Annotated in this window: 28 protein-coding genes; 1 reads left to right on the plus strand and 27 read right to left on the minus strand. The window is 47.9% G+C overall.

All coding sequences use genetic code 11. The annotated features are described in order from the left end of the window. Positions 1–6: 6 nt before the first annotated feature. The 26 genes from AC6EJC_RS02210 to mtrB form a co-directional block, all read right to left on the minus strand. On the minus strand, positions 7–1,125 hold the full coding sequence (locus tag AC6EJC_RS02210) for a hypothetical protein (RefSeq protein WP_444952538.1): 1,119 nt from the start codon (positions 1,123–1,125) through the stop codon (positions 7–9). Positions 1,126–1,290: 165 nt separating this feature from the next. Beyond that, entirely contained in the window at positions 1,291–1,893 is a 603-nt protein-coding gene (locus tag AC6EJC_RS02215) for a histidine phosphatase family protein (RefSeq protein ID WP_444952539.1), read from the minus strand. Between the two features lie 70 nt (positions 1,894–1,963). Then, positions 1,964–2,590 (minus strand): anti-sigma factor, encoded by a 627-nt coding sequence (locus AC6EJC_RS02220; protein WP_444952540.1) that lies wholly within the window; start codon positions 2,588–2,590, stop codon positions 1,964–1,966. Beyond that, entirely contained in the window at positions 2,587–3,183 is a 597-nt protein-coding gene (locus tag AC6EJC_RS02225; protein WP_013310707.1) for an RNA polymerase sigma factor, read from the minus strand. The genes AC6EJC_RS02220 and AC6EJC_RS02225 overlap by 4 nt, the downstream gene beginning before the upstream one ends. 586 nt (positions 3,184–3,769) lie before the next feature. Next, positions 3,770–3,967 (minus strand): hypothetical protein, encoded by a 198-nt coding sequence (locus tag AC6EJC_RS02230; RefSeq protein WP_444952541.1) that lies wholly within the window; start codon positions 3,965–3,967, stop codon positions 3,770–3,772. A gap of 15 nt (positions 3,968–3,982) precedes the next feature. Beyond that, entirely contained in the window at positions 3,983–5,071 is a 1,089-nt protein-coding gene (locus tag AC6EJC_RS02235; RefSeq protein ID WP_444952542.1) for a prephenate dehydrogenase, read from the minus strand. Between the two features lie 26 nt (positions 5,072–5,097). After that, the gene (gene hisC / locus AC6EJC_RS02240) at positions 5,098–6,201 is read right to left on the minus strand and encodes a histidinol-phosphate transaminase (RefSeq protein WP_444952543.1); all 1,104 of its coding nucleotides are present in this window, start codon (positions 6,199–6,201) and stop codon (positions 5,098–5,100) included. Positions 6,202–6,259: 58 nt separating this feature from the next. Beyond that, on the minus strand, positions 6,260–7,066 hold the full coding sequence (trpA, locus tag AC6EJC_RS02245; protein WP_444952544.1) for a tryptophan synthase subunit alpha: 807 nt from the start codon (positions 7,064–7,066) through the stop codon (positions 6,260–6,262). Beyond that, positions 7,063–8,259 (minus strand): tryptophan synthase subunit beta, encoded by a 1,197-nt coding sequence (gene trpB / locus AC6EJC_RS02250; protein WP_013310713.1) that lies wholly within the window; start codon positions 8,257–8,259, stop codon positions 7,063–7,065. Before trpB ends, trpA begins: the two co-directional genes overlap by 4 nt. Next, a complete protein-coding gene (locus tag AC6EJC_RS02255) occupies positions 8,256–8,927 on the minus strand; it encodes a phosphoribosylanthranilate isomerase (protein ID WP_444952545.1) in 672 nt (223 codons plus the stop codon). The genes trpB and AC6EJC_RS02255 overlap by 4 nt, the downstream gene beginning before the upstream one ends. Continuing rightward, entirely contained in the window at positions 8,924–9,718 is a 795-nt protein-coding gene (trpC, locus tag AC6EJC_RS02260) for an indole-3-glycerol phosphate synthase TrpC (protein ID WP_444952546.1), read from the minus strand. Before trpC ends, AC6EJC_RS02255 begins: the two co-directional genes overlap by 4 nt. Then, on the minus strand, positions 9,708–10,754 hold the full coding sequence (trpD, locus tag AC6EJC_RS02265; RefSeq protein ID WP_444952547.1) for an anthranilate phosphoribosyltransferase: 1,047 nt from the start codon (positions 10,752–10,754) through the stop codon (positions 9,708–9,710). The genes trpC and trpD overlap by 11 nt, the downstream gene beginning before the upstream one ends. A gap of 34 nt (positions 10,755–10,788) precedes the next feature. Further along, positions 10,789–12,339: an anthranilate synthase component I gene (gene trpE, locus AC6EJC_RS02270; protein ID WP_444952548.1), complete on the minus strand. Its 1,551-nt coding sequence runs from the start codon at positions 12,337–12,339 to the stop codon at positions 10,789–10,791. Positions 12,340–12,720: 381 nt separating this feature from the next. Beyond that, entirely contained in the window at positions 12,721–13,095 is a 375-nt protein-coding gene (gene aroH, locus AC6EJC_RS02275; RefSeq protein ID WP_444952549.1) for a chorismate mutase, read from the minus strand. A gap of 2 nt (positions 13,096–13,097) precedes the next feature. Further along, entirely contained in the window at positions 13,098–14,192 is a 1,095-nt protein-coding gene (gene aroB / locus AC6EJC_RS02280; protein ID WP_444952550.1) for a 3-dehydroquinate synthase, read from the minus strand. 1 nt (position 14,193) lies between these two features. Beyond that, the gene (gene aroC, locus AC6EJC_RS02285; RefSeq protein ID WP_444952551.1) at positions 14,194–15,363 is read right to left on the minus strand and encodes a chorismate synthase; all 1,170 of its coding nucleotides are present in this window, start codon (positions 15,361–15,363) and stop codon (positions 14,194–14,196) included. A gap of 231 nt (positions 15,364–15,594) precedes the next feature. Continuing rightward, entirely contained in the window at positions 15,595–16,395 is an 801-nt protein-coding gene (locus tag AC6EJC_RS02290; protein ID WP_444952552.1) for a CheR family methyltransferase, read from the minus strand. A 30-nt stretch (positions 16,396–16,425) separates the two neighbouring features. Beyond that, the gene (ndk, locus tag AC6EJC_RS02295) at positions 16,426–16,869 is read right to left on the minus strand and encodes a nucleoside-diphosphate kinase (RefSeq protein WP_444952553.1); all 444 of its coding nucleotides are present in this window, start codon (positions 16,867–16,869) and stop codon (positions 16,426–16,428) included. 110 nt (positions 16,870–16,979) lie between these two features. After that, positions 16,980–17,954, minus strand: coding sequence for a polyprenyl synthetase family protein (locus AC6EJC_RS02300; RefSeq protein WP_444952554.1), 975 nt, complete (start codon positions 17,952–17,954; stop codon positions 16,980–16,982). Beyond that, positions 17,951–18,817: a menaquinone biosynthetic enzyme MqnA/MqnD family protein gene (locus AC6EJC_RS02305; RefSeq protein WP_444952555.1), complete on the minus strand. Its 867-nt coding sequence runs from the start codon at positions 18,815–18,817 to the stop codon at positions 17,951–17,953. The genes AC6EJC_RS02300 and AC6EJC_RS02305 overlap by 4 nt, the downstream gene beginning before the upstream one ends. Next, a complete protein-coding gene (locus AC6EJC_RS02310; protein ID WP_444952556.1) occupies positions 18,774–19,433 on the minus strand; it encodes a UbiX family flavin prenyltransferase in 660 nt (219 codons plus the stop codon). The genes AC6EJC_RS02305 and AC6EJC_RS02310 overlap by 44 nt, the downstream gene beginning before the upstream one ends. Continuing rightward, positions 19,433–20,305: a UbiA-like polyprenyltransferase gene (locus tag AC6EJC_RS02315; protein WP_444952557.1), complete on the minus strand. Its 873-nt coding sequence runs from the start codon at positions 20,303–20,305 to the stop codon at positions 19,433–19,435. Before AC6EJC_RS02315 ends, AC6EJC_RS02310 begins: the two co-directional genes overlap by 1 nt. Next, positions 20,298–21,026, minus strand: coding sequence for a demethylmenaquinone methyltransferase (locus tag AC6EJC_RS02320; RefSeq protein WP_444952558.1), 729 nt, complete (start codon positions 21,024–21,026; stop codon positions 20,298–20,300). The genes AC6EJC_RS02315 and AC6EJC_RS02320 overlap by 8 nt, the downstream gene beginning before the upstream one ends. A 9-nt stretch (positions 21,027–21,035) precedes the next feature. Beyond that, complete coding sequence (locus AC6EJC_RS02325) at positions 21,036–21,905, minus strand: heptaprenyl diphosphate synthase component 1 (protein WP_444952559.1); 870 nt, start codon at positions 21,903–21,905, stop codon at positions 21,036–21,038. Between the two features lie 116 nt (positions 21,906–22,021). Then, the gene (locus AC6EJC_RS02330; RefSeq protein WP_444952560.1) at positions 22,022–22,573 is read right to left on the minus strand and encodes a hypothetical protein; all 552 of its coding nucleotides are present in this window, start codon (positions 22,571–22,573) and stop codon (positions 22,022–22,024) included. A 98-nt stretch (positions 22,574–22,671) separates the two neighbouring features. Next, entirely contained in the window at positions 22,672–22,902 is a 231-nt protein-coding gene (gene mtrB, locus AC6EJC_RS02335) for a trp RNA-binding attenuation protein MtrB (protein ID WP_013310730.1), read from the minus strand. 157 nt (positions 22,903–23,059) lie between these two features. Here mtrB and AC6EJC_RS02340 point away from each other — a divergent pair, with 157 nt between their 5' ends. Further along, positions 23,060–23,233, plus strand: a complete 174-nt coding sequence (locus tag AC6EJC_RS02340; RefSeq protein WP_444952561.1) for a hypothetical protein — start codon at positions 23,060–23,062, stop codon at positions 23,231–23,233. A 71-nt stretch (positions 23,234–23,304) separates the two neighbouring features. On the opposite strand, the gene hbs is transcribed toward AC6EJC_RS02340, so the two are convergent. After that, a complete protein-coding gene (gene hbs / locus AC6EJC_RS02345; RefSeq protein ID WP_013310732.1) occupies positions 23,305–23,577 on the minus strand; it encodes a non-specific DNA-binding protein Hbs in 273 nt (90 codons plus the stop codon). Positions 23,578–23,630: the final 53 nt, after the last annotated feature.

Below are 23,630 nucleotides of genomic sequence, written 5' to 3' on the forward strand. Positions count from 1 at the left end.
TGCTTGTCAATGGAGCCGTATACCCGAGTCGTTCCGCCCAATGCGGTACTCTCCCGCCAACTTCAGCCCCCAGGCCGTCATTTGTACAGATGGTCCCGTTGAATGCTCACCCTGACGAAGCATACCCAAGTGAAGCATCATTCGTATAATCCTCTGATCAAAGACCGAACGGGGCGTATCGTAGTAAAACGGTCGGATCAGCGGGCCGATATGTACAAAAAGCGACTCTGAGGACGTCCACGGCCTGGCACATTCTCCAATCCAGTAGACTAGAGAAAGCAGATTGGGTACGGCTCCTTTATACAATCTTAACCAAAACCTGAATAGCTGTATCATTTCGTCCTCGATTGTGTGCTCCTGGTGCTCCTGGTGCGCCTCACCCTTTGCCGTCAGCACAACCTGGTCCCCCTTCTCCTCAATGTACTTGGAGTGACGGGCATAATCATACAGTAGTGCCATTCGATCCGGATAAAACTTAAAAGAGGAGCCATACCCGAAACGCCATCCTCCTTTACCCAGAAGCGGCTCCGCAATGTGGAAATGCTCCATCAGCTGCTGCTGATGGCGACGGTACCAGGCGCCCTCGGGATTTAGTGGAACCTCATGCTGCCCCATGTATTGAAGGAAAAGCCGTAAATCCTCCGCCAGTAGATGCCCTTCATCCCGGTACGACGACGGTTCACTTACCCGGGTCATTCCGTTTTGGAAGTCATGTACCATAACGCGGCGAAAGCGCTCCTTCATGTCCAACGGAATTTGGTATAAATACCTCGTATTGTGCGTCGAACCGTTGAACAACCAGCCACTAGAACGAAGGCGGGTCACAATGTCCCGTGGTCGCTCACCAGGATTTCCGTCCTCCTCGACAGACTGTTTGGCAATCGCAATCAATTCCTCCATACTGAAATAAGGTCGGTCATCGAACAGCAGCGCGTTCAGAAACCTTACCTCTGACAACCGCAGCTCCTTGACCTGCATCTCAAAAAAACTACTACTGCCGAGCTTCGTCAAAATCCCCTGGATCAATTCATGCTTGGAATTGGGTTTACAGTCACAATCGTAATACACCGCGATTCTGTTCAAATGCACAATATCCGCAAATGTCAGCATATCCGCCAGATTCATTGTTCCATCGCCTCGTCACTGGACTGTCATCCGGAAATGATTCTTACCTGTTGTACCCACAGCTTTGACGGAATGTTCAGACTCTAAACCTATTTTTTTGCAAAGGTATAATTAAAAAACAAAAAGACCACGATTCCTACGATGAGTAGAAGCCGTGGTCTTTCACTAACTTTTTGAGTTACAGTCACTTTTCTCTTGCAAATGCTTCGTGCAATTATACAGAAGTGGTGCCCAATCCGTATCCTCACGCTGGAGTACACTTAGTGACAAATTGCCAATTCGTTCCGTGAATTTTTCCTGGTACAGAGCCTTATACAAATTAGCTAAAAAACCACCATGGGAAACGACCAGCAGATTCTTGTCCCGATTTTCTGTCCAAATGGCCTCCATAAAAGCTAGCCCGCGAAGCTGAAGATTCTCATCGCTCTCCTGCCCTAGATCTAACAGATGCCAGTTGACTCCCCACTTCTCTTCACGTTCGGTCTGTGTCATGCCCTCAACCTGACCATAAGCACGTTCTCTTAGTCGATCGTCAGGTTCCAGCAACGGGAGATGCAGAGCAGAAGCAATAATATCCCCCGTCTCTTTCGCTCTGGAGAGACTACTTGTAATAAGTCCGTCCCAATGATAAGGCTCTTCCTTTAATCGTTCTGCCAGCAAGCGTGCCTGCCGACGCCCTTCCTCATTCAACGGAATATCACTGTGGCCTTGGATTTTACCTACCGCATTCCAATCCGTCAATCCATGTCTGATTAAGCCAATAAGCATCGTGTCGTTTCCTCCGCTGTTTTGTTATTCAGGCATTGATATGAATTCATATTGGAGCCCAGCTGTCCTGCTAATTTCTAACCCTTCTCGCCCGATGGATCCAGCCCAGAGAAAATAAAGCAAGCGCAAGTGCCAATACAGACAACAACATCCAATATTGCGGGTAAGTAGGAACAATCCTTGCAACCAGCGGGTCCATAATGCCACTATTCACATCTTTAATGTGGTATTGATATTGTGGAGATGTACTTGTAGTTTCCAGCAGGCCTGTCGGTAAAATACCCGTGTCCATGACAGGTGCCGCTTGAGGGGGATTTTCCTGAGAGGAGCTTCCATTCCAGTTCAAAAACAAAAAGCTACACAAAAATACGGCCAAGAAGCCGGCGATCCATACAGACATATACTTACGGGCTGCTGGGTTCACACGCGCACGTCGATGCTCGCCCGGAACAAGCCACGGAGATTCTTCATAAATTCGATCCATGACCCTGCGATTCATCGCCTCAGCTTGTTCATCTGTTATTTCAAAGGAAATATCACGAATAGCGGATCGGCTTTCTTTTGACAAATTCCACTCATTTTCTTCCGAACCATGCTCCCACCCGGCAGACGAGCTTTTGGCCCGTCTGCGCTCCGAGTCTTGTTTCGATACATTTTTGCCTGTAGCGAACAAATCCTCAGCGTCCCTGGATTTCATTGGCTGCTCATCCCTTCGTTTTCCTCATAGAGAGGCTCAAAAAAATAAGGCTCCAACTGCGTCTTCACACTGGTTCTTGCCCGGAAAAGCAATGACTTCACCGCACTGACCGTCTGTCCTAAAATAGTCGCAATCTCCTGATAGTCCAATTGCTCATATTCACGCAAAATCAGCGCAGATCGCTGCTTCTCAGGCAATCTGTTGATCGCTTCACGAACCATCTCTACCTTCTCGCCGCGAAGGACGGCCTGCTCCGGAATTACATCCGATGGAGCTACTGGTACATAACCGCTCTCCTCCAATGGAACCTGACCACTGCGGTGCTTACGAAGCTCACTTAGCACCGTATTGCGTGCAATTGTATATAACCAAGTGGAGAAAGATGCGTCTACCTCGCGAAAAGAGTGCAGGCTCCGATACGCTTTATAAAACGTCTCCGAGCATAAGTCCTCAGCAATCATTTCCAGGTTCGAACTTTTCAGCATATGATAAACAAAAGCTAAAATTTTACGTTGGTGCCGCCTCATTAATTCTGAATAAACCTCAACATTACCTTGTTTGATTTCCTGAATCATCTGGGAATCTGTCATCATCCGAGTGAGACCCTCCTCGCCCATACATGTGCTGTTTTCCCGTCCGATTCTGTCTATATATACCGAACAGGTCAAAAAAAGTTGCGCCCTCTGCGCAAATGGATGAAACAGCATCATGGAACATTTGTTATTTTCTTACCCTATGTAGTGCCAACATTAACGGTGCTATCCCCAACAATATTCAACATCCAAAATGGACTTACCCATTGTACCACAAAATGGCCGCCAGTAAAAAAGTCCAAAATCCCCACGATTTCCATCAAAGGCTCCCTAACGCTGGCAACTGATTCATATATACAGCTTTTCAACGAATTTTAAGTTTTTTCAAGATAAAATGACAAACCCATCAAATACGTTCCATTTTAAATGCACTAGTAAGGATAATTGCATAAAAAGAAAACGCTTTAAAAAATCATTGACAAAATGAAAACGTATACATATAATAAAAGTACAGTATGGTTTCTCTCCACTCCTATCCTACTCAGCTACTTTACTGAAAGTAGCTACCACCCGGGGCTTTACCCGGGTGGTCTTTTTTTTAGCTTTTAAATAACAAAAAAGCAGGCGAAGAGAATCTCCGGCCGCTCTAAATCTTTTCTACTACTTCACTCCCAGAAAGTATGGTGCTTTTAAGGCGATCCGTAGCGCAGAGGTTCATTTGAATCTGGAGAAGCGTAGCGTTCGCCTTTGCCTGCGGATTTTCACCTTTGAACATATATTCAGAAAATCCGCAGGCAACAGCGATCGTAAGATCAAATGAATCGCGGAGCGTCTTCTTAACCAACACACACTTTCCTTTCTATACCACCACTTTATAGCCCATCGAATCAAGCAGGGTCTTGGCACGTTCCCAATCCTGCTCTTGACGGAAGGAAAGCCGCATGATGCCTGGAACATCCTCCCGACTTTCAATGATTTGCATATTACTCAGATTAATGCTGTGATTCCCCAGTTCCATTGCAATTCGTCCGATAATCCCTGGAGTATCCGGTACATCAATATACAGATCAAACGTTGAGACGATGACTCCTTTGCGACGCTCTGGCAGTTCACTGCGGAAGTGCCCAGCTGTCAAAAACTCGTCAGCGATTCCCTCACCGTCTTGTATTCTCAATAAATGGGTAAAACGCTCAATCTGCCCGTTCCATTCTTCCAACAGGCCTAGTAAAACTTCACGATTGCTCAGCAAGATGTCCCGCCACACAACCGGATCACTAGAGGCTATCCGTGTAATATCACGGAACCCCCCGGCAGCCAATGTACGGTACAACGGATTTTCATCATTGTGCTTTCGTACCTGATTCACCAGCGCCGCTGCAATAATGTGCGGAAGATGGCTAATCGCACCGACAATGTCATCATGCATATTAGGTTGGACACGCACAACATGAGCACCCGTATATTTTAATAAATGTTCCAGCGAACTGTATGCTTCCTCAGGCACACCCTCTATCGGGGAGAGTACATAATATGCGTTTTCAAACAGCAACGCGGAAGCAGCCTTTACACCGGAACGCTCCGAGCCGGCCATCGGATGCCCCCCGATAAAGTAAGCGTTGCGCAAAGAAATTTCCGTTGCTTTTTTGGCGATTGCCGATTTCGTGCTGCCTACATCAGTGATAATACAACCCGCTTTAAGGGGTAGCTTGCTTAACAGTTCGAGATAATGCTCCAGTAAGCCCACAGGTACGCATAAAAAAATAAAATCGGCATCCGCTGCCGCTTCTTCAACCGAGAGAGTCGCGGTGTCCACGACACCACGGCTTAACATCGGTTCCATCAGTTCAGGGAGATGAGCATGGCCGACAACCGTAATATCCGGCTTCCCTTTAAAACAAAGTGCGAGGGACCCACCAATCAGTCCCACGCCGAAAATGGCAATCTTCATCAATTATCAAATCCCATCTGCGGAAATTATAGGCGTACTTTCGCCGCTTCCGCCCCCAGGACCTGTTCCAGCGCACGAATAAACAACTCATTTTGCGGCTGTGATCCAACCGACACCCTAATATATGTCGGATATTTGTGATGACCTGCGCGAATAATCACACCTTTACGAAGCAACTCCTGGAATACTTCACCGGATGGACGACGTACATCCAGCATAATAAAATTACCATGTGCCGGGAAATACTCCAGTCCCAGACGCTTCAGCTCATTTTGCAAATAAGCTCTGCCCTCTGCATTACGATCCCGGCATTCTTGAACAAATTCCTGATCTTCCAAGGCAGCAATGGCCGCAGCCTGTGCTACCCGTGATGTATTAAACGGTTCACGAACCTGATTTATCAAGCGAATGATTGACTCGGCTCCCATACCATAACCAATGCGCAGCGAAGCAAGCCCATAGATTTTGGAGAAGGTGCGCAGTACAACCAGGTTTTCATACGCTGGCAACAAACGAATGCCGTCTGGATACGAGCGATCCGTCACAAACTCGGCGTAGGCTTCATCCAGTACAACCATGATATGCTTTGGTACTTGGTCCAAAAACGCAATCAGCTCTGCTTCGGGTACAATCGTGCCCGTCGGGTTATTTGGATTACAAATCCAAATAATTTTCGTACGATCATTGATATGGGACAGCATAGCATCCAAATCATGTACACCGTCACGCAAAGGCACCTCTACAGCAACCGCTCCCTCAATTTCCACGTTACTTTTGTATACAGAAAATGTCTGATCGGCCATGATGCTTTCTTCCCCGGGAAGGAGGAAAGCACGCGTAATCAACGCAATAATTTCGTCAGAGCCACAGCCATAGATAAACTGTTCCTCTTTTAAACCCGTCCGTTTAGCCAGTGCCTGTGTCAAAGCTACCGCGCTTCCGTCAGGATACACACTAATGTTAGCAAACTCCTGCTGAATGGCCTGCAATACTTTGGGAGAACTACCGTACGGATTCTCGTTCGAGGCGAGCTTGATGACTTCATCGAGTCCCAGCTCACGTTTCACATCTTCAATCGGTTTACCGGGCTGATATACTGGCAAATGTACAATATGCGGTTTAGGTTGCATGCCCCTACCTCCTCTATCCAATCAGAACTATATTTATTACTCTCTATTTTGACACCCATTACTGCTTTAATTGTGCCACAAAATTATGAATTTGCAAAAGACCTTCTTCCCTGCGCGCAGAATCATCCAGCAATGGAATGGCCTCCTCCACCTGACGTACAATAGCACTGCCGACCACAACTCCATCGCAAATGTTTGAAAACCGAGTTACCTGCTCTCGAGTGGAGATGCCAAAGCCCACCGCTACCGGAATATCCGTATGACGTTTGACCTGTGCGATAAAGCCCTCTATACCTTCAAAAAAGGAAGCTCTTTCCCCGGTTACACCCAGCGAAGATACACAGTATACAAATCCTCGGGCCTGACGGACAATTCGCTCGATCCGCTGTTCAGAAGTTGGAGCCACCAGAGGAATCAGATGCACACCCACCTCTGCTGCCCGTCCTCCCAGCTCCTCCGCTTCCTCAAGCGGAAGGTCCGGAATAATCAGACCGCTGATACCGTGCTCCTGCATGCCTGCAAAGAAAGCATCCATGCCCATCTGTAATACAGGGTTATAATACGTGAACAGAATAAAAGGCAGGCTTGAACCTGCCGCCCTAGCCAGAGAAGCTGTCTCCATGCACGTGCGGATGGAAATTTGCCGTTTCAGTGCACGCTCAGACGCGCGCTGAATTACAGGACCGTCAGCCAGCGGGTCGGAATAGGGTACACCCAGTTCCAATATGTCAGCTCCGGCCGACTCTAACTGCCGAATGATCTCTATTGTAGTATCCACATCCGGGTCGCCTACCGTCAGAAAAGGAATTAATGCCGTTTTACCTTCATTTTTAAGGCGACCAAACGCCTGATCAATTAAATTCATGACGGATTTCCTCCCAAATACTTGATAATGGAGTCCACATCTTTATCCCCGCGTCCAGACAAACAAATAACGATAATATCATCTGCCGTCAAGGTAGGTGCCAGCTTGACGACCTGTGCAACTGCATGTGCCGACTCTAATGCAGGAAGTATTCCTTCGGTACGGCAGAGAAGCTGAAGCGCATCCAGCGCTTCCTGATCGGTAATCGGAACATACTTGGCCCGCTCAATATCTTTCAGGTATGAATGCTCCGGTCCAACACCTGGATAATCCAGTCCAGCCGAGATGGAATGCGCAGGCTGCACTTGTCCGTACTCATCCTGAAGCAGATAGCTCATAGAGCCTTGGAAGACCCCTTGTGTTCCCTTGGTCATCGTAGCTGCATGGAATTCCGTTTCGACACCTTTTCCAGCGGCCTCCACGCCAATCAAAGCGACACCCTGATCCTCAATAAAAGGATAAAACATGCCGATGGCATTGCTTCCGCCACCGATCGCTGCCACGATGACATCCGGAAGTCTGCCTTCCTTCTCTAGGATCTGGCGACGTGTTTCATCACCAATCACACGTTGGAAGTCCCGCACCATCATCGGATAAGGATGCGGGCCGACAGCTGAACCCAAAATATAGAACGTATCATGGACATGGCTGACCCAGTAACGCAAAGCTTCATTCCCGGCATCCTTAAGTGTACGTGTACCCGATGTCACCGGAATGACCTCTGCACCCAAAAGCTGCATCCGAAAGACGTTTAGCTGCTGGCGAACAGTATCCTCTTCGCCCATAAACACCTTGCATTCCAATCCGAGCAACGCAGCCACAGTCGCTGTCGCGACACCATGCTGTCCTGCGCCTGTCTCAGCAATGACCTTCTGTTTACCCATACGCTTCGCCAACAATCCCTGAGCTAATGCATTATTGATTTTGTGAGCACCGGTATGATTTAAATCTTCGCGCTTCAAGTAAATTTTAGCCCCGCCCAAATGCTGACTCAGACGCTCCGCATGATAAAGCGGCGTTTCCCGACCAGAATAGTCCTTTAGAAGCCCGTTCAACTCTGCTTTAAACTCGGGATCATCCGCGTACTTACGGTAGGATTCCTCCAATTCAATCAGTGCGTTCATCAACGTTTCCGGTACAAAACGTCCTCCAAATGTTCCAAAACGTCCGTTGTTATCAGGTAATTGTGTCATGCCTGCTTCACCCTTTCTACGAATGCTGTGATTTTTGCAATGTCCTTGAAACCGTTCGTCTCTACACCGCTGGATACATCCAGCCCATCGGGATGATACTCATGAACTAGCTTTTCCGCATTATCGGCAGTCAGCCCGCCGGCTACAAACAAAGGTATTCCATGTTGATGGGTCCAAGCCTGATAGGCAGGAATTCGATCCCACGCAAACGTTTTTCCGGAGCCGCCACCATAAAGGGGATCGTATGTATCCAGCAGTAAAGCGTCAATTGTCCCGAAATAGGCATCCAATTCGTCCGCCGAGCGTTCAGTCTGCCCTTGACTGTCCACAGACCATGCCTTGAATACCTGTGTGCCAAAATGCTCCCTGATCTCCCGACAGCGCTGCGGACTCTCCTGTCCATGCAACTGAATGACATCCAATGGTGCTTTCTCTATCACATCATTTAACAGTGCGTCACTAGGGTTCACAAATACGCCCACGCTGCGCGGTCTGCTGCCTGGGGTCCATTCATCCAATACGCGAAGCAGCTCCCCAGCCTGTGCGCCGTCAATCCGGCGCTTACTGTCGGCAAACACAAAACCTATATAATCGACCGGTAAGTTTACCATAGATTTTAGCACTTCAACGCTTTGAAGTCCACAAATTTTTACGCCCGTTTTGTTCATGCTTTAACCCCGTCCATCAATTCGGCTACAGCCTGTCCTACATCTTTCTTACGCATCAGATGCTCCCCTACCAGGATGCCGTGTGCACCTACCGAATGCAGATACTTTACATCTTCCGGTCCCGCAATGCCGCTCTCACTGATGAACGTAACCCCTTTAGGAATCAGTGAGATCAGCTCCTCTGTCGTCTGAAGACGAGTTTCAAATGTCCGCAGATTTCGGTTGTTCACGCCAATCAAGGTTGCTGTCCCCAGATCCAGCACCGCTTTAAGCTCCTCACTGTCATGCACCTCTACCAATGCGTCCAGCCCCAGGTCCTTGGCGATTTGTAAAAAGGAGCCTAATACACGCGGTTCCAGTATAGCGGCAATCAACAGCACCGCATCCGCTCCCAGCAGACGAGCTTCATATATTTGCCGTTCATCAATGATAAAATCCTTTCGCAGCAGCGGAATCTTCACCTGATCGCGAATTTGCTGTAAATATTCAGGGCTCCCCTGAAAATACGTCACATCTGTCAGTACAGAAATGCAATCGGCTCCTGCTCCCTCATATGCACGTGCAATGTCCACCGGATGAAAATCCGGTCGGATCAACCCTTTGGACGGTGAAGCCTTCTTCACCTCAGCAATCAGTCCGAGCGGACGGTTGCGTCCGATCTCGATCGCATTTTCGAATCCTCTCGTCGCAGGTAAATCAGCAATTAATCGTTCAGCTTTATTTATTTGAAAATGCTCCTTAAGCTGCTCCACTTCTTGTCGCTTCGTCACCACAATTTTATCAAGATACATATTGATATTCCCCCGTTGCCTGTATTAATTGATCCAGCTTGGACAGTGCCAGTCCAGAGTCAATGGCTTCTGCCGCTCGTGCTACTCCGTCCGTCAGGGTAGCTGCTGCGCCTGATACATAAATGCACGCTCCTGCATTCGCTAATACAACATCCCGATAAGCTCCGTGCTCTCCATTCAAAATTCGTCGTATAATACCTGCGTTAACCTGTGCATCGCCGCCCAGCACCTGATCGAGAGAATGCGTCTGCAAGCCCAGATCCGACGGATGAAGCTCGAACGTGTGAACCTTTCCGTCCTTCAGCTCGGATACTCGTGTCGGAGCTGAAATACTAATTTCATCGAGTCCATCCAGACTACTGACAACCATGGCCCGTTTGGAGCCGAGCTGATTCAGTACCTCTGCAATCACTTGCGTTTTTCCGGCGTCATAAATGCCCAACAACTGCCGATCCGCACCAGCCGGATTCGTCAAAGGACCAAGCATATTGAATACCGTCCGCACACCCAGCTCGCGGCGCGGCGCGGCGGCATGCTTCATAGACGGATGATACAGCTGTGCGAATAAAAAGCAGATGCCGATTCGGTCCAGACATGACCTAGCCTGATCACTCGTCAAATGAATGTTGACTCCCAATGCCTCCAGCACATCAGCGCTCCCGGCACGGCCACTTGCAGAACGGTTGCCATGCTTTGCTACCCGTACAGAAACCGAAGCTGCGATGATCGCGGATATCGTGGAAATATTAAACTTGTGAATACCCGAACCTCCAGTGCCACATGTGTCCAGCAAACGACCGCTGCCTTCTTCAGCTTGCACTGGACTAGCGTAGCTACGCATAGCCTCGGCAAAACCAGTGATTTCATCTACCGTTTCCCCTTTGAGGCGAAGAGCCGTCAGCAGCCCGCCAATTTGCGCCTGTGTAGCACTCCCACTCATAATCTGTTCCATCACGCTACGGGCCTCCGAACGCGAAAGATGCTGCCCCTCAATGATTCGGCTTAACCCCACTTGCATCATGTCATGTCGTTCCATTGTCGTCTCCTCCTCAAAATCAGATTTTTGTGTGTTACGGAGTGTACAAATAATCCTGGTTGATGACGCTGTTATAGGGCTGTGTCGTTGCCGGGAACATCGCTTCTGCCGTGCGGATTGCTTTCAGCAATGCCTTTGCCTTGTTTACCGTCTCCTGATACTCGCTTTCCGGAACCGAATCCCACACAATTCCAGCGCCTGCCTGGACATAGGCCCGGTTCTTTTTAAATACAATCGTGCGAATCGTAATGCAAGCGTCCATATTGCCCGAGAAACCCAAATATCCAATCGCCCCTGCATAGGGTCCGCGTGCTTCCCGCTCCAGCTCGGCAATAATCTCCATGGCCCGTAGCTTTGGAGCCCCCGATACGGTGCCGGCTGGCAGGCAAGACAGGAAAGCATCAAAGAAATCTTTGTCCTCACGTAGCTCACCCGACACATTGGATACAATGTGCATGACGTGGGAATAGCGTTCAATCTCCATGAACGTATCGCATTTGACTGTGCCAAACTGTGATACGCGACCCAGATCATTTCTTCCCAAATCGACCAGCATCAGATGCTCTGCACGCTCTTTTTCATCCTTCAACAGTTCTTCAGCAAGCGCCTCGTCTTCTGTCTCCGTTACACCACGCGGCCTCGTTCCTGCAATAGGACGGGTTTCTACCCGGCCGTTTTCCACCTTGACGAGTGCCTCCGGCGAAGTGCCCACGATGATCTCGTCATCCATTTTCAAATAATACATATATGGCGACGGGTTCATCGTGCGCAGCACGCGGTATACCTGTAAAGGAGAGGCCTCTGTATCAATGTGAAAACGCTGGGATAGTACAACCTGAAAAATATCACCGGAGCGGATATACTCCTTCGCCTGCTCCACGTTTGATATAAACTGTTCCTTCGTCACATTGGATTGAATCTCACCCAGTTCCACATCATCCGGAATGGAAGCTGATCCTAATCGTTCTGGTGGGGTCTGCTTGCGCAGATACTGCGCCGTTTCCTCCAACCTGCGTTCCACATCCGCATAAGCAGCACGAATGTCCTCATCGCGGAACCCTTCGCCTACATGAACATTGCCGACCAGCAAAATTTGCTGTTTCACATGATCAAAGACAATCACTTGATCGCAGAACATAAAACGGATATCATCCATATTCAAATCATCTACCGAATGCTCTGGCAGCTTTTCATAGTATTGAAGCAAGTCATATCCAAAAAATCCGATAGCCCCGCCTGTAAATGGAGGCATTTCTTTCAGTTTCGGACTACGGTATTTGCGAAGCAACGCTTTGAGCGCTTCAATCGGCTTGTCGTTTAATATTTGCCGTTTACCGTGTTGTTCCAAAATCAAACGACCTTTTTTACCCGACACCATTAGAAACGGGTCTGTACCGATGAATGAATGTCGCGCCCACTGTTCGCCTCCCTCTACACTCTCTAGCAGAAAGGCACGGTCCCGCTCGGCATACCGACGGAAAATCCGAATCGGCGTCTCCATATCAGCCAGCACTTTTTTGTACACAGGAATCAGGTTAAATTCATTCGCCATCGTTATCACTTGCTCCACATGCGGCGTTAACATGAGATCACTTCCTTTCCAAATTGGCGCAGAACCAAAGGAGAGAATATAAAAAAGCCTCTACCCGGAAGGTAGAGGCTGTCAGTTATTGAAATTATAAGAATGCTACCATATGTAAAATGACTACAGCAAATAGAAAAAGTATACACTCATCCCTTTTGCATAACCGCGGGTTGCCTCAAATAAGCTTCTCTGTAGAAGAATATCTCTTCATCGACAAAAGCTTACCCGCTACCGCCGGTCTCTGTAATCTCATATGGAATTGGCTAAGGCTGCACTCTTCTCATCTCAACTCTGGCTCTGGCTAACTCTACTCAACTCTGCTACACACACTATATCTCATAGGATGTTACTTTGGCAACCATCAACTTAAAAAACGGGCGGTTATTTCCCTTGGGAAGCCAGATCCGGTCTTAGCGTCTGCGCTCCGTTCAAATATACATGTTTGATTTCCCGCTGGGATTTATCGGTGTTCACCTGTACCATCAAACGGATGCACTTGGGCAAACTACCTGCCACAGGAATTTCTAATGCACACATGAGCGGAACCATATCCCAGCCGTCAAGCTGACGGATGGCCTTAGCTGGAAAGGCAGTATCTAGGTCGTGAGTCACCGTAATCCATACATTACTAATATCCTCCGGCTGAATCTCATTGTAGGATACAATTTCCTCCAGTAGTTGGCTTGTTGCTTCCAAAATTTCGTTTTCTTCATTATTCGCTACGGTCGTCGCGCCACGAATTCCCCGATTGTACATCGTTACGCCTCCTCTTTTAACTGTTCAATGACTTGTCGGATGTCAGAGACGGAAATATCTTTCACAACCTCCACGTGCCCGATGCTACGTGGGACGACAAAAGTAATGCTGCCTTCTTTGAACTTTTTGTCATGCATCATCGCGTCCAGTAGCCGATCTGTATCGAGATGTGACGGAAGGGAGGTCGGTAGCCGTAGCGAAGACAACATAACCTTCGTTTCGTCTACCAAAGAAGGATCTGCCCCCAGCTTCACACCCAGAAGTGCAGAGCCGACCATACCAATAGAAATGGCTTCCCCGTGTAAAAACTCACCATATCCCGCAATTGCTTCAATCGCATGACCAATCGTATGGCCTAAGTTTAAAATAGCACGTAAATCATTTTCTCGTTCATCGCGCGACACGACTTCGGCTTTTATGGAACATCCCTTCTCCAGTCCGTACTCTAGGGCTGTCGCATCCAGCGCAAGCAAATCAGCCGCATGGTCACGGCACCACTGGGCGAAATCAGCATCCCAGATCAAGCCGTGCTTGATCATTTCAGCGAGCCCGGCGGATACCTCACGAGGAGGTAATGTTGACAACGTATCTACGTCATACAGCACGAGTTCTGGTTGGTGGAAGGCTCCTATCATATTTTTTGCCAAAGGATGATTGATGCCAACCTTACCGCCCACGCTACTATCATGGGCAAGGATCGTGGTTGGGATCTGTACAAACTTGACGCCTCTCATAAAAGAGGCTGCTACAAATCCGGCCAAATCACCCACCACACCACCACCAAGTGCGATAACAGCTGAATTGCGATCCAAACCGCCCTCAATGGCTGCTGTTATTACCTGCTCAAATACAGCAAGCGACTTGGAGGTTTCACCTGGCTTAACGACAAAGGATACCGTCTTATAGCCGGATACCTGAAGATTGTTCTCCAGTGTTGCCAAGTAGAATCCCGCTGTATGTTCGTCAGAAACAATCAACAATGGACTTTTTTGCGCAATCCCTCGTTTCTTCAACAACTCTCCGGCTCGATGTAACAGCCCACGTCCGATATGAATGGGATAAGAACGTTCCCCAAGTTGTACCGTCAGCGTACTCATCTTAGTACCGTCCCAGTTGTTCTTCGTAGGATGCAATATTCGCACGGATCTCTTCAATCGAATCCCCGCCGAATTTTTCAAGCAAAGCTTTCGCAATCTCCCAAGCTACGACATGCTCCATGACTACGCTTGCCGCTGGCACTGCACATGCATCCGAACGCTCAACCTGTGCGGTGAACGCTTCCTTCGTATCAATGTCGACGCTTTGCAGCGGTTTGTACAGTGTTGGGATCGGCTTCATTACGCCACGAACCACAACTGGCATTCCATTCGTCATACCACCCTCAAAACCGCCCAAACGATTGGTACGACGGTGATATCCACGTTCCTCATCATACAGAATCTCGTCATGCACCTGTGAACCGCGTAACTCTCCTGCTTCAAAGCCGATGCCGATTTCCACGCCTTTAAAAGCATTAATCGACATGACTCCTTGTGCAATACGTGCATCCAGCTTCCGATCATACTGTACATGACTGCCCAGACCAATCGGAACACCTTCCACGATACATTCCACTACCCCACCGACTGAATCACCTTCTTGCTTGATCAGGTCAATGTACGCTTCCATTTTCTTTTCGGTTTCTGGATCGGTTACTCTCACCGAAGAGGCTTCTGTCACGGCAATCAGCTCGTCAATCGGCAAATCGCGGTAAGGAGCTTCGATTTCCCCAATTCGGATAACCTGACCTGCCACCTTGATTCCAAGCTCAGCCAGCAATTGACGGGCCAAACCGCCGCATGCCACACGAATTGCTGTTTCACGCGCACTGGAGCGCTCCAGTACGTTACGAAGATCCTTCAGGTTGTATTTCATTCCACCATTCAAATCCGCATGACCCGGACGTGGCCGGTGAACCCGACGCTTTTCTTCATCACTGCCTTCAATAGGCTCAATATTCATAATGTTCTGCCAGTGCTTCCAATCGTTATTTTCCACAACCAGCGCAATCGGTGCACCCGTGGTATAACCGTGACGCACGCCTCCAGCAATCTTCGCCGTATCTTTTTCAATCTGCATACGCCGACCCCGTCCATATCCTTTCTGACGACGGTGCAGCTGAAAATTCAATTCCTCAAAATCCAATTTTAAATTGCTCGGCATACCCTCTACAATGGCAGTTAGCTGGGGACCATGCGTTTCCCCCGCGGTTAGATAACGTAAACTCATGACGCGTTCCCCCTTTAAACTGTTAAACTGTGCATCGCTAAAATCTTTAACTGTGCTTCATTATAGTATACGCACCTTTCTTTGACAAGAAAAGCCACGTCTATGCAGATAAACAAAAACACGCCCCTTAGCCAAAGGGGCCAAAGGACGTGCGTTACTGCTAAGCCAACCATTCATGTACTCAATGATAAAAAATAACTTTCTACGAAACTACGGATGATATGTGCAGGCTTATGCTTTTTTGCGATAAAAAAAGGTTTCCGTCGATTCCAGACCATATTGGTTAGGAGAAAAGATTTGCTCTGTACTACCGACAAATAACACACCGCCGGGACGAAGACTGGCTGCAAACTTTTGGTACAACTTATGCTTGGCCTCTTCTGTAAAATAAATCATAACATTACGACAGATAATAAGATCATAGCCATCCTCAAACCGATCCAGCAGCAAGTTTTGCTTTTGAAATTTAACGGCCTGTTTCAAACGGTCATCAATCCGAAACATTGCGCCATCCGGCTTAAAATATTTGCTAGCTACCTGCTCAGGCACATCCTTGAGCGAACGTTCCAAATATTTGCCTTCCTTGGCTTTAGCCAATGCACCATCATCAATGTCGGAAGCTGTTATGGAGCAATTCCCCAAGATCCCTCTACCATCGAGAACCATAGCCAGGCTATAAGGCTCTTCACCAGTCGAGCAGGCCGCACTCCACAGCTTAAGCTTCTGCTTCCCCACAAGCAGCTGTGGCAAAATTGTATCCCGCAGCACTTCCCACCGATTGGGATTTCGCCAAAATTCCGAAACATTGATCGTCATACGATCCAGAAATTCATAAAATAAAGGTTTTTCCTTCATCATGGCATCATAAAAAGAAACAAAACTGGGAAACCCGTTTTTGTTGCGAAGCGTCGTTAACCGCCTTTTCATCTGTGCTTCTTTGTATTGTGCAAGATCAATACCTGTACTGTCCTTGATTTTGCGGATAAACGCTGTGTAATCGGGGTCCGTCTGACCCAGTTCCATATCCGTCATGCTACCATCCTTCTTCATACGTAATTAAACTTACATCCAGGTTGCCACACTTTTTTCATACCGAATCGATTCTTCCCGCGTGAAAAAATTTGCAATCTCACGCTCCGCACTCTCCGGTGAATCTGAACCATGAATGAGGTTAAACGGTGTATGAGCAGCAAAGTCTCCCCGAATTGTGCCCGGAAGAGCTTCGGTTACTTGTGTTTTACCGATCAACAAGCGGGAAAGCGTAACGATGTTATCCCCTTCCCAAACCATGGCAAATACAGGGCCTGATGTGATAAAACCTACAAGCTCTTCAAAAAAAGGCTTGCCCACATGCTCCGCATAATGCCGTTCCGCCTGTTCTCTAGATACTTGCACAAGCTTGCCAGCCGTCATTTTGAAGCCTTTGTCTTCCAGACGACTGATGATACGTCCAATCAGTCCGCGTTGTACACCATCCGGTTTAACCATCAAAAACGTACGATCCATCGGCTCACTCCCAATCCAATCTAATGTATTTATACAGTACTAATCTGTATTGTAACAGAAAGGTTGGAAACGGTTAAAGTATTTTGTCACAGCAAACCCAAAACACAACTTTAGTAGGAGCGGCGTGTTACAAAATGAGCAATATCGCGTAGCGTCTTTTTTGTTTTGACATCTGGAAGTAAGTCCAGCGCGTTCAGCGCTTTATTAATATATCGGTCGGCGAGAATTTCTGCTTTAGTGATTCCTTCACTTTTTTTGATCATATCCACCGCTTTACGTGCATCTCCTTGCCCGTCCCCATCCTGAATGCGGCGGATTTCAGCCAGCAGATCGGCGCGCAGCTCAGGCTGTTCGAGCGCATAAATAACCGGAAGCGTAATATTCCCCTGTCTCATATCGCTGCCCGGCGGCTTGCCGATCTTTTTTTCCGTGCCACACAGATCGAGCAAATCATCCTGAATTTGAAATGCCATACCTACGTTATAGCCATAGCTGTACAACAGGGAATTGACTCTTTCCCTTGCCCCTGCAGCCATAGCTCCCAACTGGCAACTAACCGCAATCAACAATGCCGTTTTGCGCCGTATGCGAAGCAAATAATTACGCACACTCTGATCCACATTAAAAAAATCGCGGATTTGTTCCATTTCACCAATGGACATCTGCACCAGCGCCTTAGACAGTACCCGGTGAATGTCGGGATTCGGCAGTCCAGCAGCAATAGAGAGCGCACGTGCGTATATGTAGTCTCCGGTGTACATAGCCACCCGATTGTCCCATTTGGACTTCACGGTGGGTTGACCGCGTCTCATTTCCGCATCGTCAATCACATCATCGTGAACGAGAGAGGCAGAATGAATCAGTTCCAGAGGTACCGCTATGCGCTTGAGCTTGTCCAGATCGTATTCTCCAAACTTGCCTCCCAGCAATACAAATACGGGACGCAAACGCTTGCCCCCTGCTTTAAGCAGATGAAGCGACGTATCATTAATCAACGGCTCCGTACTGTCGATACTGCGGTACAACTCTTCTTCTATGAAGTTCATATCCTTCTTTAATAAACCGAACAAATCCAATCGTTTCATTCTTTCACCCGTGTCAGCGTATTGTCACTCCAGAGAAGCGGCTTCACTCGTCGGTCAAGCAATCCCAGTTCATGCGCATACTGAAAATAAAGCTCTAAACCTTGTTGTTGCTTCTCTCCAAAATCATAACACAGATTAGTAAAGTAGCGCTCCCAATAATCTCGCAGACCTCCAATTTCCTTGCAAGCTTCAGAAATAACAGACGTCAGGTCCGACAGACTGCGTTGCTTGCTTGCGCGGAACGCACTCGCAATTTCAGCCACCGCAGCGGGATTCTGAGCAGCAACAGCACGTCGTACTGCCCATACAGCAAAAGTCATACTGTACCCCGTCCAGCGTTTCCACTCTTCGCCGAGGTCCGTTACATACAGACCTTCACTTCGCCAAGATGCCTTGATCGCGTGATCTCCAATCAGTAGCCCTGCATCTGCCTGTTCCAACATTAAGTCAAGATCCGGTTCACAGTCAAAATAGGAAGGCTGGCCTTCCCATGCCTTTTGCATCAAAATTTTCAACAAATTCACGGATGTAGCAGACGTATTCGTCAGTGCAATTGTTCCGTTTTTGATTTCGTTTAGCGGCTTGCGTGAAAATAGTAAAATGGATTGCACAGGACCGTCTGCACTGACGGATAAATCCGGCAACAATAGCATTTCCTCAGCACCTGATGCATACGCAAAGGAGGACATCGCACTGATATCCAAACTCCCATTCAGCATACCTCGATTCAATTCAGCCGGAACTTTAGAAACCATCTCCGCAGAATGGAGAAGCTCAGAAGGATTAAAATAATGAAAAATAGGCCAAGCGTTTGTATATTTAATTTTTCCGATTGTGATTGTCTTGGTGTCCGGTGTCGGCATCGGAATCCCCCCATCTCGTAAACAGTTGATGTTCTATACGCAAGCTGTCCAATACTTTGCCTACGAGGAACAGCACAATATCATCCAGCGTCTTCGGATGAAAGTAAAAAGCCGGCATAGCCGGAATCATTTTGACGCCGAGTCTCGCAAGCTTAAGCATATTTTCCAAATGAATGGCATGTAGAGGCGTCTCACGAGGCACAAGGATCAGCGGACGACCTTCCTTCATCATCACATCCGCTGCACGCGCCATGAGATTATCGGACGAACCGTGCGCTACTGCAGACAACGTCCCCATTGAGCAAGGCATGATAATCATCGCATCCACTAGAAAGGAGCCACTCGCAATCGAAGCTCCGATATCTGTGAACGGATGGTATACAAGAGAACCGGGACGGCCTCCGAATTTATCATTCAAAGCCCCTTCCCGGTCAGTCACATTCCAGCCCAGCTCCTCTTTCAGTACCCGCCAGCCAGCATTGGAAACGATCAGGTGAACTGTGTATTGCAAGTCCAGCAGTGTCTCTACCAGTCGTACACCATAAATGCTTCCGCTCGCGCCTGTAATGCCAATAACGATTCGTTTGCCTTGATGGTCGCTCACCTGATTATTCATTAGTATTGACGCACCACCAAATCAATCAATGTAAAAGCAAATACGACAATGCTAAGTACACCGTTCATTGTAAAGAATGCCGTCTGCAAACGACTCAGATCTTTCGGAGATACGATATAGTGCTCATAAAATAAAATAATATATGAAATAATCATGCCCGCCAGATACCACCAGCTTAAATCTGCAATAAAGAACAGCACAATAAATCCGATCGCCGTAATGACATGGAATGCCCGAGCGATGTTTAGCGCCCCTGCTACACCAAAACGGGCAGGAATAGAATAAACTCCCTCGTTCTGGTCAAAATCAATATCCTGACAAGCATAAATGACATCAAATCCAGCCGTCCAAAATGCAATTGTGAGATATAATACGATAGCAGTCAAATCCATTTGTCCCGTTACTGCAACCCACGCGCCTAGCGGCGCCAAACCAATTGTTAGACCGAGTACAATATGGCAAAGCCAAGTGAAGCGCTTGGTGTAAGAGTAAAAAACAAGCATAAAAAAGGCCAGCGGGAACAACTTGAACGCCAGCGGACTTAATTTGAATGATGCCCAGAATAACAACACCAAACTGACGATAATAAAAATCACCACTTCGCTCGATTTGAGCAGCCCCGCCGGGATGGCACGTCCTGCAGTGCGTGGATTTTTTCCGTCAATCACTCGGTCAATCATACGATTGAAGCCGAAAGCTGCGCTACGCGCACCAACCATAGCCAGCAGAATCCAGCCGATCTGCGGCCATGAGGGAAGGTTGCCTGTTACGACAACTGACCCTAATACAGCCCCCATGAATGCAAATGGGAGCGCAAATAACGTATGTTCAATTTTAATCATTTCCAAAAAAATAGCAATTTTCTTAAACATGCTGACTCTCCTTGATTCCAATATGCAATGCCGCAATGCCTCCGGTGAGAGAATGAGCCTGAACATCCTTCAATCCGACTTCACGGAAGATACCAGCCAGCTCATCCCTTCCTGGAAAAAGCGCCAACGAATCAGGGAGCCATTTGTACTGCTCATAACGTTTGGCGAACAATTTGCCGAGCATGGGCAAGATGTGTTGAAAATATGTGTAGTAAATTCCCTTGAACGGCTGCCAAGTAGGTTTGGACAATTCCAGACATACGACCTGCCCGCCAGGTTTGACGACTCGTTGCATCTCCTGTAACACGCGGCGAAGATCAGGCACGTTGCGCAGACCGAAACCAATCGTCGCATAATCAAATGAATTGTCTTCAAAGGGTAGTTCCATCGCGTTGCCCCGAACAAGCTTAATTTGCTTTTCGCGGGATTCTGATGTAATCTTACGCTCGCCAACATTAAGCATGTTCTGACTAAAATCCAGTCCTACGATGTGACCACTTTCACTTGCACGCGCCATCGCAAGCGTCCAGTCACATGTCCCACAGCAAAGATCGATTGCCGTATCGCCGCGATGCATGTTCATTTTTTTCATCGTAAATTTCCGCCAAGCCTTATGTCTGCGAAAGCTCAGTATATCGTTCATCAAATCGTATTTGCTTGCTATACTTTCAAACACGCCATGAACGAATTGCTCTTTCGGCTTGGTGTCGCTTGATCCCATGACGTTCACCTAACCTTCCCTCACAACCGGGTGCGGACTATTTAGCAGCTTCAGGAAAGGCTCAAGCATGCATTCAAATTCCTCGATCCCCGTATTTTGATCATCTGACAGGATCTGCCGGATGTGTGTAACAGCCGTGCGAAGCTTGTCCAGTATCGCATCCTCGGCTTTGTATTTCAGAACAAGCTTACGCCATGCTTCAGTGTCAGTACCACTCTCTGAAAGCTCCGCCTGCTCATTCCGGTCCCCGTTACCGTGAACATGCCAGAACATATATCCGAAACGGGACTTGTCCGGTTCTGCCCGCTTGTCCCATTCTTCCACTAGCGTATCACAGAGGGCAAATTCGTTGAGAAGCTGCTTCCAAACTTCCTGATCCTGTTCTGCTACAAGTGAAGTAAATGATAAAAAAAGCTCCTTTTTAAAACGAACCATCTGAGATAAATACTGAGCTGCATCCAATCGGAAATGCTTCATTCCCCAGTACAGACTCATTTTCCCTGCGTTCACCTCACATACAGCATCACTCAGCTTTGAAATGGCTGTGATCCGGCCTGCCAGTGCGAGCAGCTGATAAAAACGGCTGCTGAAATAGTCCCCGGCTAACACTTTCAGCTGTCTGGAACGCATCTCCTCCGGGCTCCGTATACCGGATAAAGTATCAATCATATCATGCGTATCTAGCCCCATCTGCACAAGTGAGGTAACCAATGCGTACAGTTCGTCCTCACTGGCATGCAGCTCCTGCGCATTCCGGTTCAAAAACACAAACAGCAAACGGGTACGGCTGTCAGGAAAAGCCGGCATTTCCGTATGTTGTTGAATCATGTCGTATTCCACATATTTCCTTGCTAATTGGGGTACGCGATACGGTTTCATCCTAAGCCTCCGAGCCATGACTTTCTGGTATACTCAAATAATTGCAATGCCTTATATTATATCACAATTTAAAATGATTCGCGACTAAAGTACTGTAGGTCCAGCGGCAGAAACATCTAGTCTGTATATACACCGTTAAACCTGTTTTGCCACATGGGCGTTACTGTAACGCGGAAGCGGGATTTCAAATCCTCTGGCAATTCCGCGCCTTCCCGGCTTCTCAGCTGTTCCAATGCCTCGTTCGTCCACTCGTTCCGGCGTATATCGGATGCCAGCAGCAAATGACGTTCTCCTGACCATTCGTCCTGCGTCACCACCCGAAGCAGCAATTGCCGCACATTCGTCGTTCCGTAAAAGCTAAAAGCGGCAAGCTCTGCCATGTTTTGATAAATCTCTAGCGGTGTGGTCTCTTCCTTGGACAGCTTGACATCCAGGGTCAGGACTGAATGTTCCCAGCTTACGCTTACAATCGGTGTGGTCAATGGAAGCTCGTTCAGCGTATCCACCAGATTGTCATCCGTCAGCAACACCCGTTGCTGGGTCGAAATCGTCGCCTGTGTCTCACGAACTGCTGCGGTTCCCGAGTCCAGCACCTGTAAGGACGGCAGCAATACAGCTACTGCGGTGGTTATAAGAATGGAGCCACCGAGTACAATCCAAGGTTTCATCAGAGCCTCCCCTGACCTCTACCCCATAATGTGGGTTTGCTACGGTAAAGGTCCTCACTCTCATTGTACAACAAAAAAAAGCAGGCTATGCCTGCATTTTAATCCTCCGTATCTACAACCCCGTGCTTGGTCATCACAACGGCCTTGCCGCGAATTTTAATGGCAGAAGTATGATCCGTAAATTGGACGATCAGTACCTCGCCCTTGTCCAATTTTTCTGAATGATGCAGGCGTGTATCCTGACCTCTGGTCAGACCAAAAACCTGACATCCGTTGCTTTTCGCTTTAATTACGACGTACTCACTACTACCCGTCACGTTATCTTCCATGTCCTTTTCCTCCCTGAGAGCCGAAGCTATACTTTTTATGATGGAGATTCAAGCTTGTTTTGTCAACCACATGCTTCCCGCGCTACCTGCAACAATTAGCGCGTCCCGAGCCATACTATCCGTGCAGCCCCATCCGTTAACGAAAGGAGCAACTCTGATGAAAAACTATCGTCCCGCTAATCTCAGTCCTGCCCAGATCGAAAGGCTTCAACAGTTGGAGCATGAATTTGCCGAGCTGACAGGTGAACCCCTAGTGCTGATCGCTTATGCCTCGCGGAACGGCAGGACAACTTCCTCTTCTTCAATCCATAGCACCTCTACCACGAAGTAAACAGGACAAAAAGAAAAGGCCGTGAATCAAATTCACGGTCTTTCCAGCGCAATGGGAATATGTAAGAAATCTTATTTAATTCCGTCTTTGAGCGCTTTACCCGGTTTAAATGCCGGAATTTTGCTCGCAGGGATTTCGATTTCTTCTCCTGTTTGCGGGTTACGTCCTTTACGTGCGGAACGTTCACGAACCTCAAAGTTCCCGAAACCTACCAGTTGCACCTTGTCTCCACTTTGCAGCGCTCCAGAGATTGCCTCAAATACAGCATCGATTGCTTTGGTTACGTCCTTTTTGGACAATTCAGTGCTTTCAGAAACCTGATTGATCAAATCCGTTTTATTCATAATATTCACCTCCCAATTCAAGTGTAGTCCAGCATTAAGGTTATCGGTGTTAT

This window comes from Paenibacillus sp. TY11 (genome assembly GCF_059772165.1).

What these genes read in the sequence shown, in the direction of transcription:
- AC6EJC_RS02210 (WP_444952538.1), bottom strand. Translation starts at nt 1,125, where the DNA reads ATGAATCTGGCGGATATGCTGACATTTGCGGATATTGTGCATTTGAAC.
- AC6EJC_RS02215 (WP_444952539.1), bottom strand. Translation starts at nt 1,893, where the DNA reads ATGCTTATTGGCTTAATCAGACATGGATTGACGGATTGGAATGCGGTA.
- AC6EJC_RS02220 (WP_444952540.1), bottom strand. Translation starts at nt 2,590, where the DNA reads ATGAAATCCAGGGACGCTGAGGATTTGTTCGCTACAGGCAAAAATGTA.
- AC6EJC_RS02225 (WP_013310707.1), bottom strand. Translation starts at nt 3,183, where the DNA reads ATGATGACAGATTCCCAGATGATTCAGGAAATCAAACAAGGTAATGTT.
- AC6EJC_RS02235 (WP_444952542.1), bottom strand. Translation starts at nt 5,071, where the DNA reads ATGAAGATTGCCATTTTCGGCGTGGGACTGATTGGTGGGTCCCTCGCA.
- hisC (WP_444952543.1), bottom strand. Translation starts at nt 6,201, where the DNA reads ATGCAACCTAAACCGCATATTGTACATTTGCCAGTATATCAGCCCGGT.
- trpA (WP_444952544.1), bottom strand. Translation starts at nt 7,066, where the DNA reads ATGAATTTAATTGATCAGGCGTTTGGTCGCCTTAAAAATGAAGGTAAA.
- trpB (WP_013310713.1), bottom strand. Translation starts at nt 8,259, where the DNA reads ATGACACAATTACCTGATAACAACGGACGTTTTGGAACATTTGGAGGA.
- AC6EJC_RS02255 (WP_444952545.1), bottom strand. Translation starts at nt 8,927, where the DNA reads ATGAACAAAACGGGCGTAAAAATTTGTGGACTTCAAAGCGTTGAAGTG.
- trpC (WP_444952546.1), bottom strand. Translation starts at nt 9,718, where the DNA reads ATGTATCTTGATAAAATTGTGGTGACGAAGCGACAAGAAGTGGAGCAG.
- trpD (WP_444952547.1), bottom strand. Translation starts at nt 10,754, where the DNA reads ATGGAACGACATGACATGATGCAAGTGGGGTTAAGCCGAATCATTGAG.
- trpE (WP_444952548.1), bottom strand. Translation starts at nt 12,339, where the DNA reads ATGTTAACGCCGCATGTGGAGCAAGTGATAACGATGGCGAATGAATTT.
- aroH (WP_444952549.1), bottom strand. Translation starts at nt 13,095, where the DNA reads ATGTACAATCGGGGAATTCGTGGCGCGACGACCGTAGCGAATAATGAA.
- aroB (WP_444952550.1), bottom strand. Translation starts at nt 14,192, where the DNA reads ATGAGTACGCTGACGGTACAACTTGGGGAACGTTCTTATCCCATTCAT.
- aroC (WP_444952551.1), bottom strand. Translation starts at nt 15,363, where the DNA reads ATGAGTTTACGTTATCTAACCGCGGGGGAAACGCATGGTCCCCAGCTA.
- AC6EJC_RS02290 (WP_444952552.1), bottom strand. Translation starts at nt 16,395, where the DNA reads ATGACGGATATGGAACTGGGTCAGACGGACCCCGATTACACAGCGTTT.
- ndk (WP_444952553.1), bottom strand. Translation starts at nt 16,869, where the DNA reads ATGGATCGTACGTTTTTGATGGTTAAACCGGATGGTGTACAACGCGGA.
- AC6EJC_RS02300 (WP_444952554.1), bottom strand. Translation starts at nt 17,954, where the DNA reads ATGAAACGATTGGATTTGTTCGGTTTATTAAAGAAGGATATGAACTTC.
- AC6EJC_RS02305 (WP_444952555.1), bottom strand. Translation starts at nt 18,817, where the DNA reads ATGCCGACACCGGACACCAAGACAATCACAATCGGAAAAATTAAATAT.
- AC6EJC_RS02310 (WP_444952556.1), bottom strand. Translation starts at nt 19,433, where the DNA reads ATGAATAATCAGGTGAGCGACCATCAAGGCAAACGAATCGTTATTGGC.
- AC6EJC_RS02315 (WP_444952557.1), bottom strand. Translation starts at nt 20,305, where the DNA reads ATGTTTAAGAAAATTGCTATTTTTTTGGAAATGATTAAAATTGAACAT.
- AC6EJC_RS02320 (WP_444952558.1), bottom strand. Translation starts at nt 21,026, where the DNA reads ATGGGATCAAGCGACACCAAGCCGAAAGAGCAATTCGTTCATGGCGTG.
- AC6EJC_RS02325 (WP_444952559.1), bottom strand. Translation starts at nt 21,905, where the DNA reads ATGAAACCGTATCGCGTACCCCAATTAGCAAGGAAATATGTGGAATAC.
- AC6EJC_RS02330 (WP_444952560.1), bottom strand. Translation starts at nt 22,573, where the DNA reads ATGAAACCTTGGATTGTACTCGGTGGCTCCATTCTTATAACCACCGCA.
- mtrB (WP_013310730.1), bottom strand. Translation starts at nt 22,902, where the DNA reads ATGGAAGATAACGTGACGGGTAGTAGTGAGTACGTCGTAATTAAAGCG.
- AC6EJC_RS02340 (WP_444952561.1), top strand. Translation starts at nt 23,060, where the DNA reads ATGAAAAACTATCGTCCCGCTAATCTCAGTCCTGCCCAGATCGAAAGG.
- hbs (WP_013310732.1), bottom strand. Translation starts at nt 23,577, where the DNA reads ATGAATAAAACGGATTTGATCAATCAGGTTTCTGAAAGCACTGAATTG.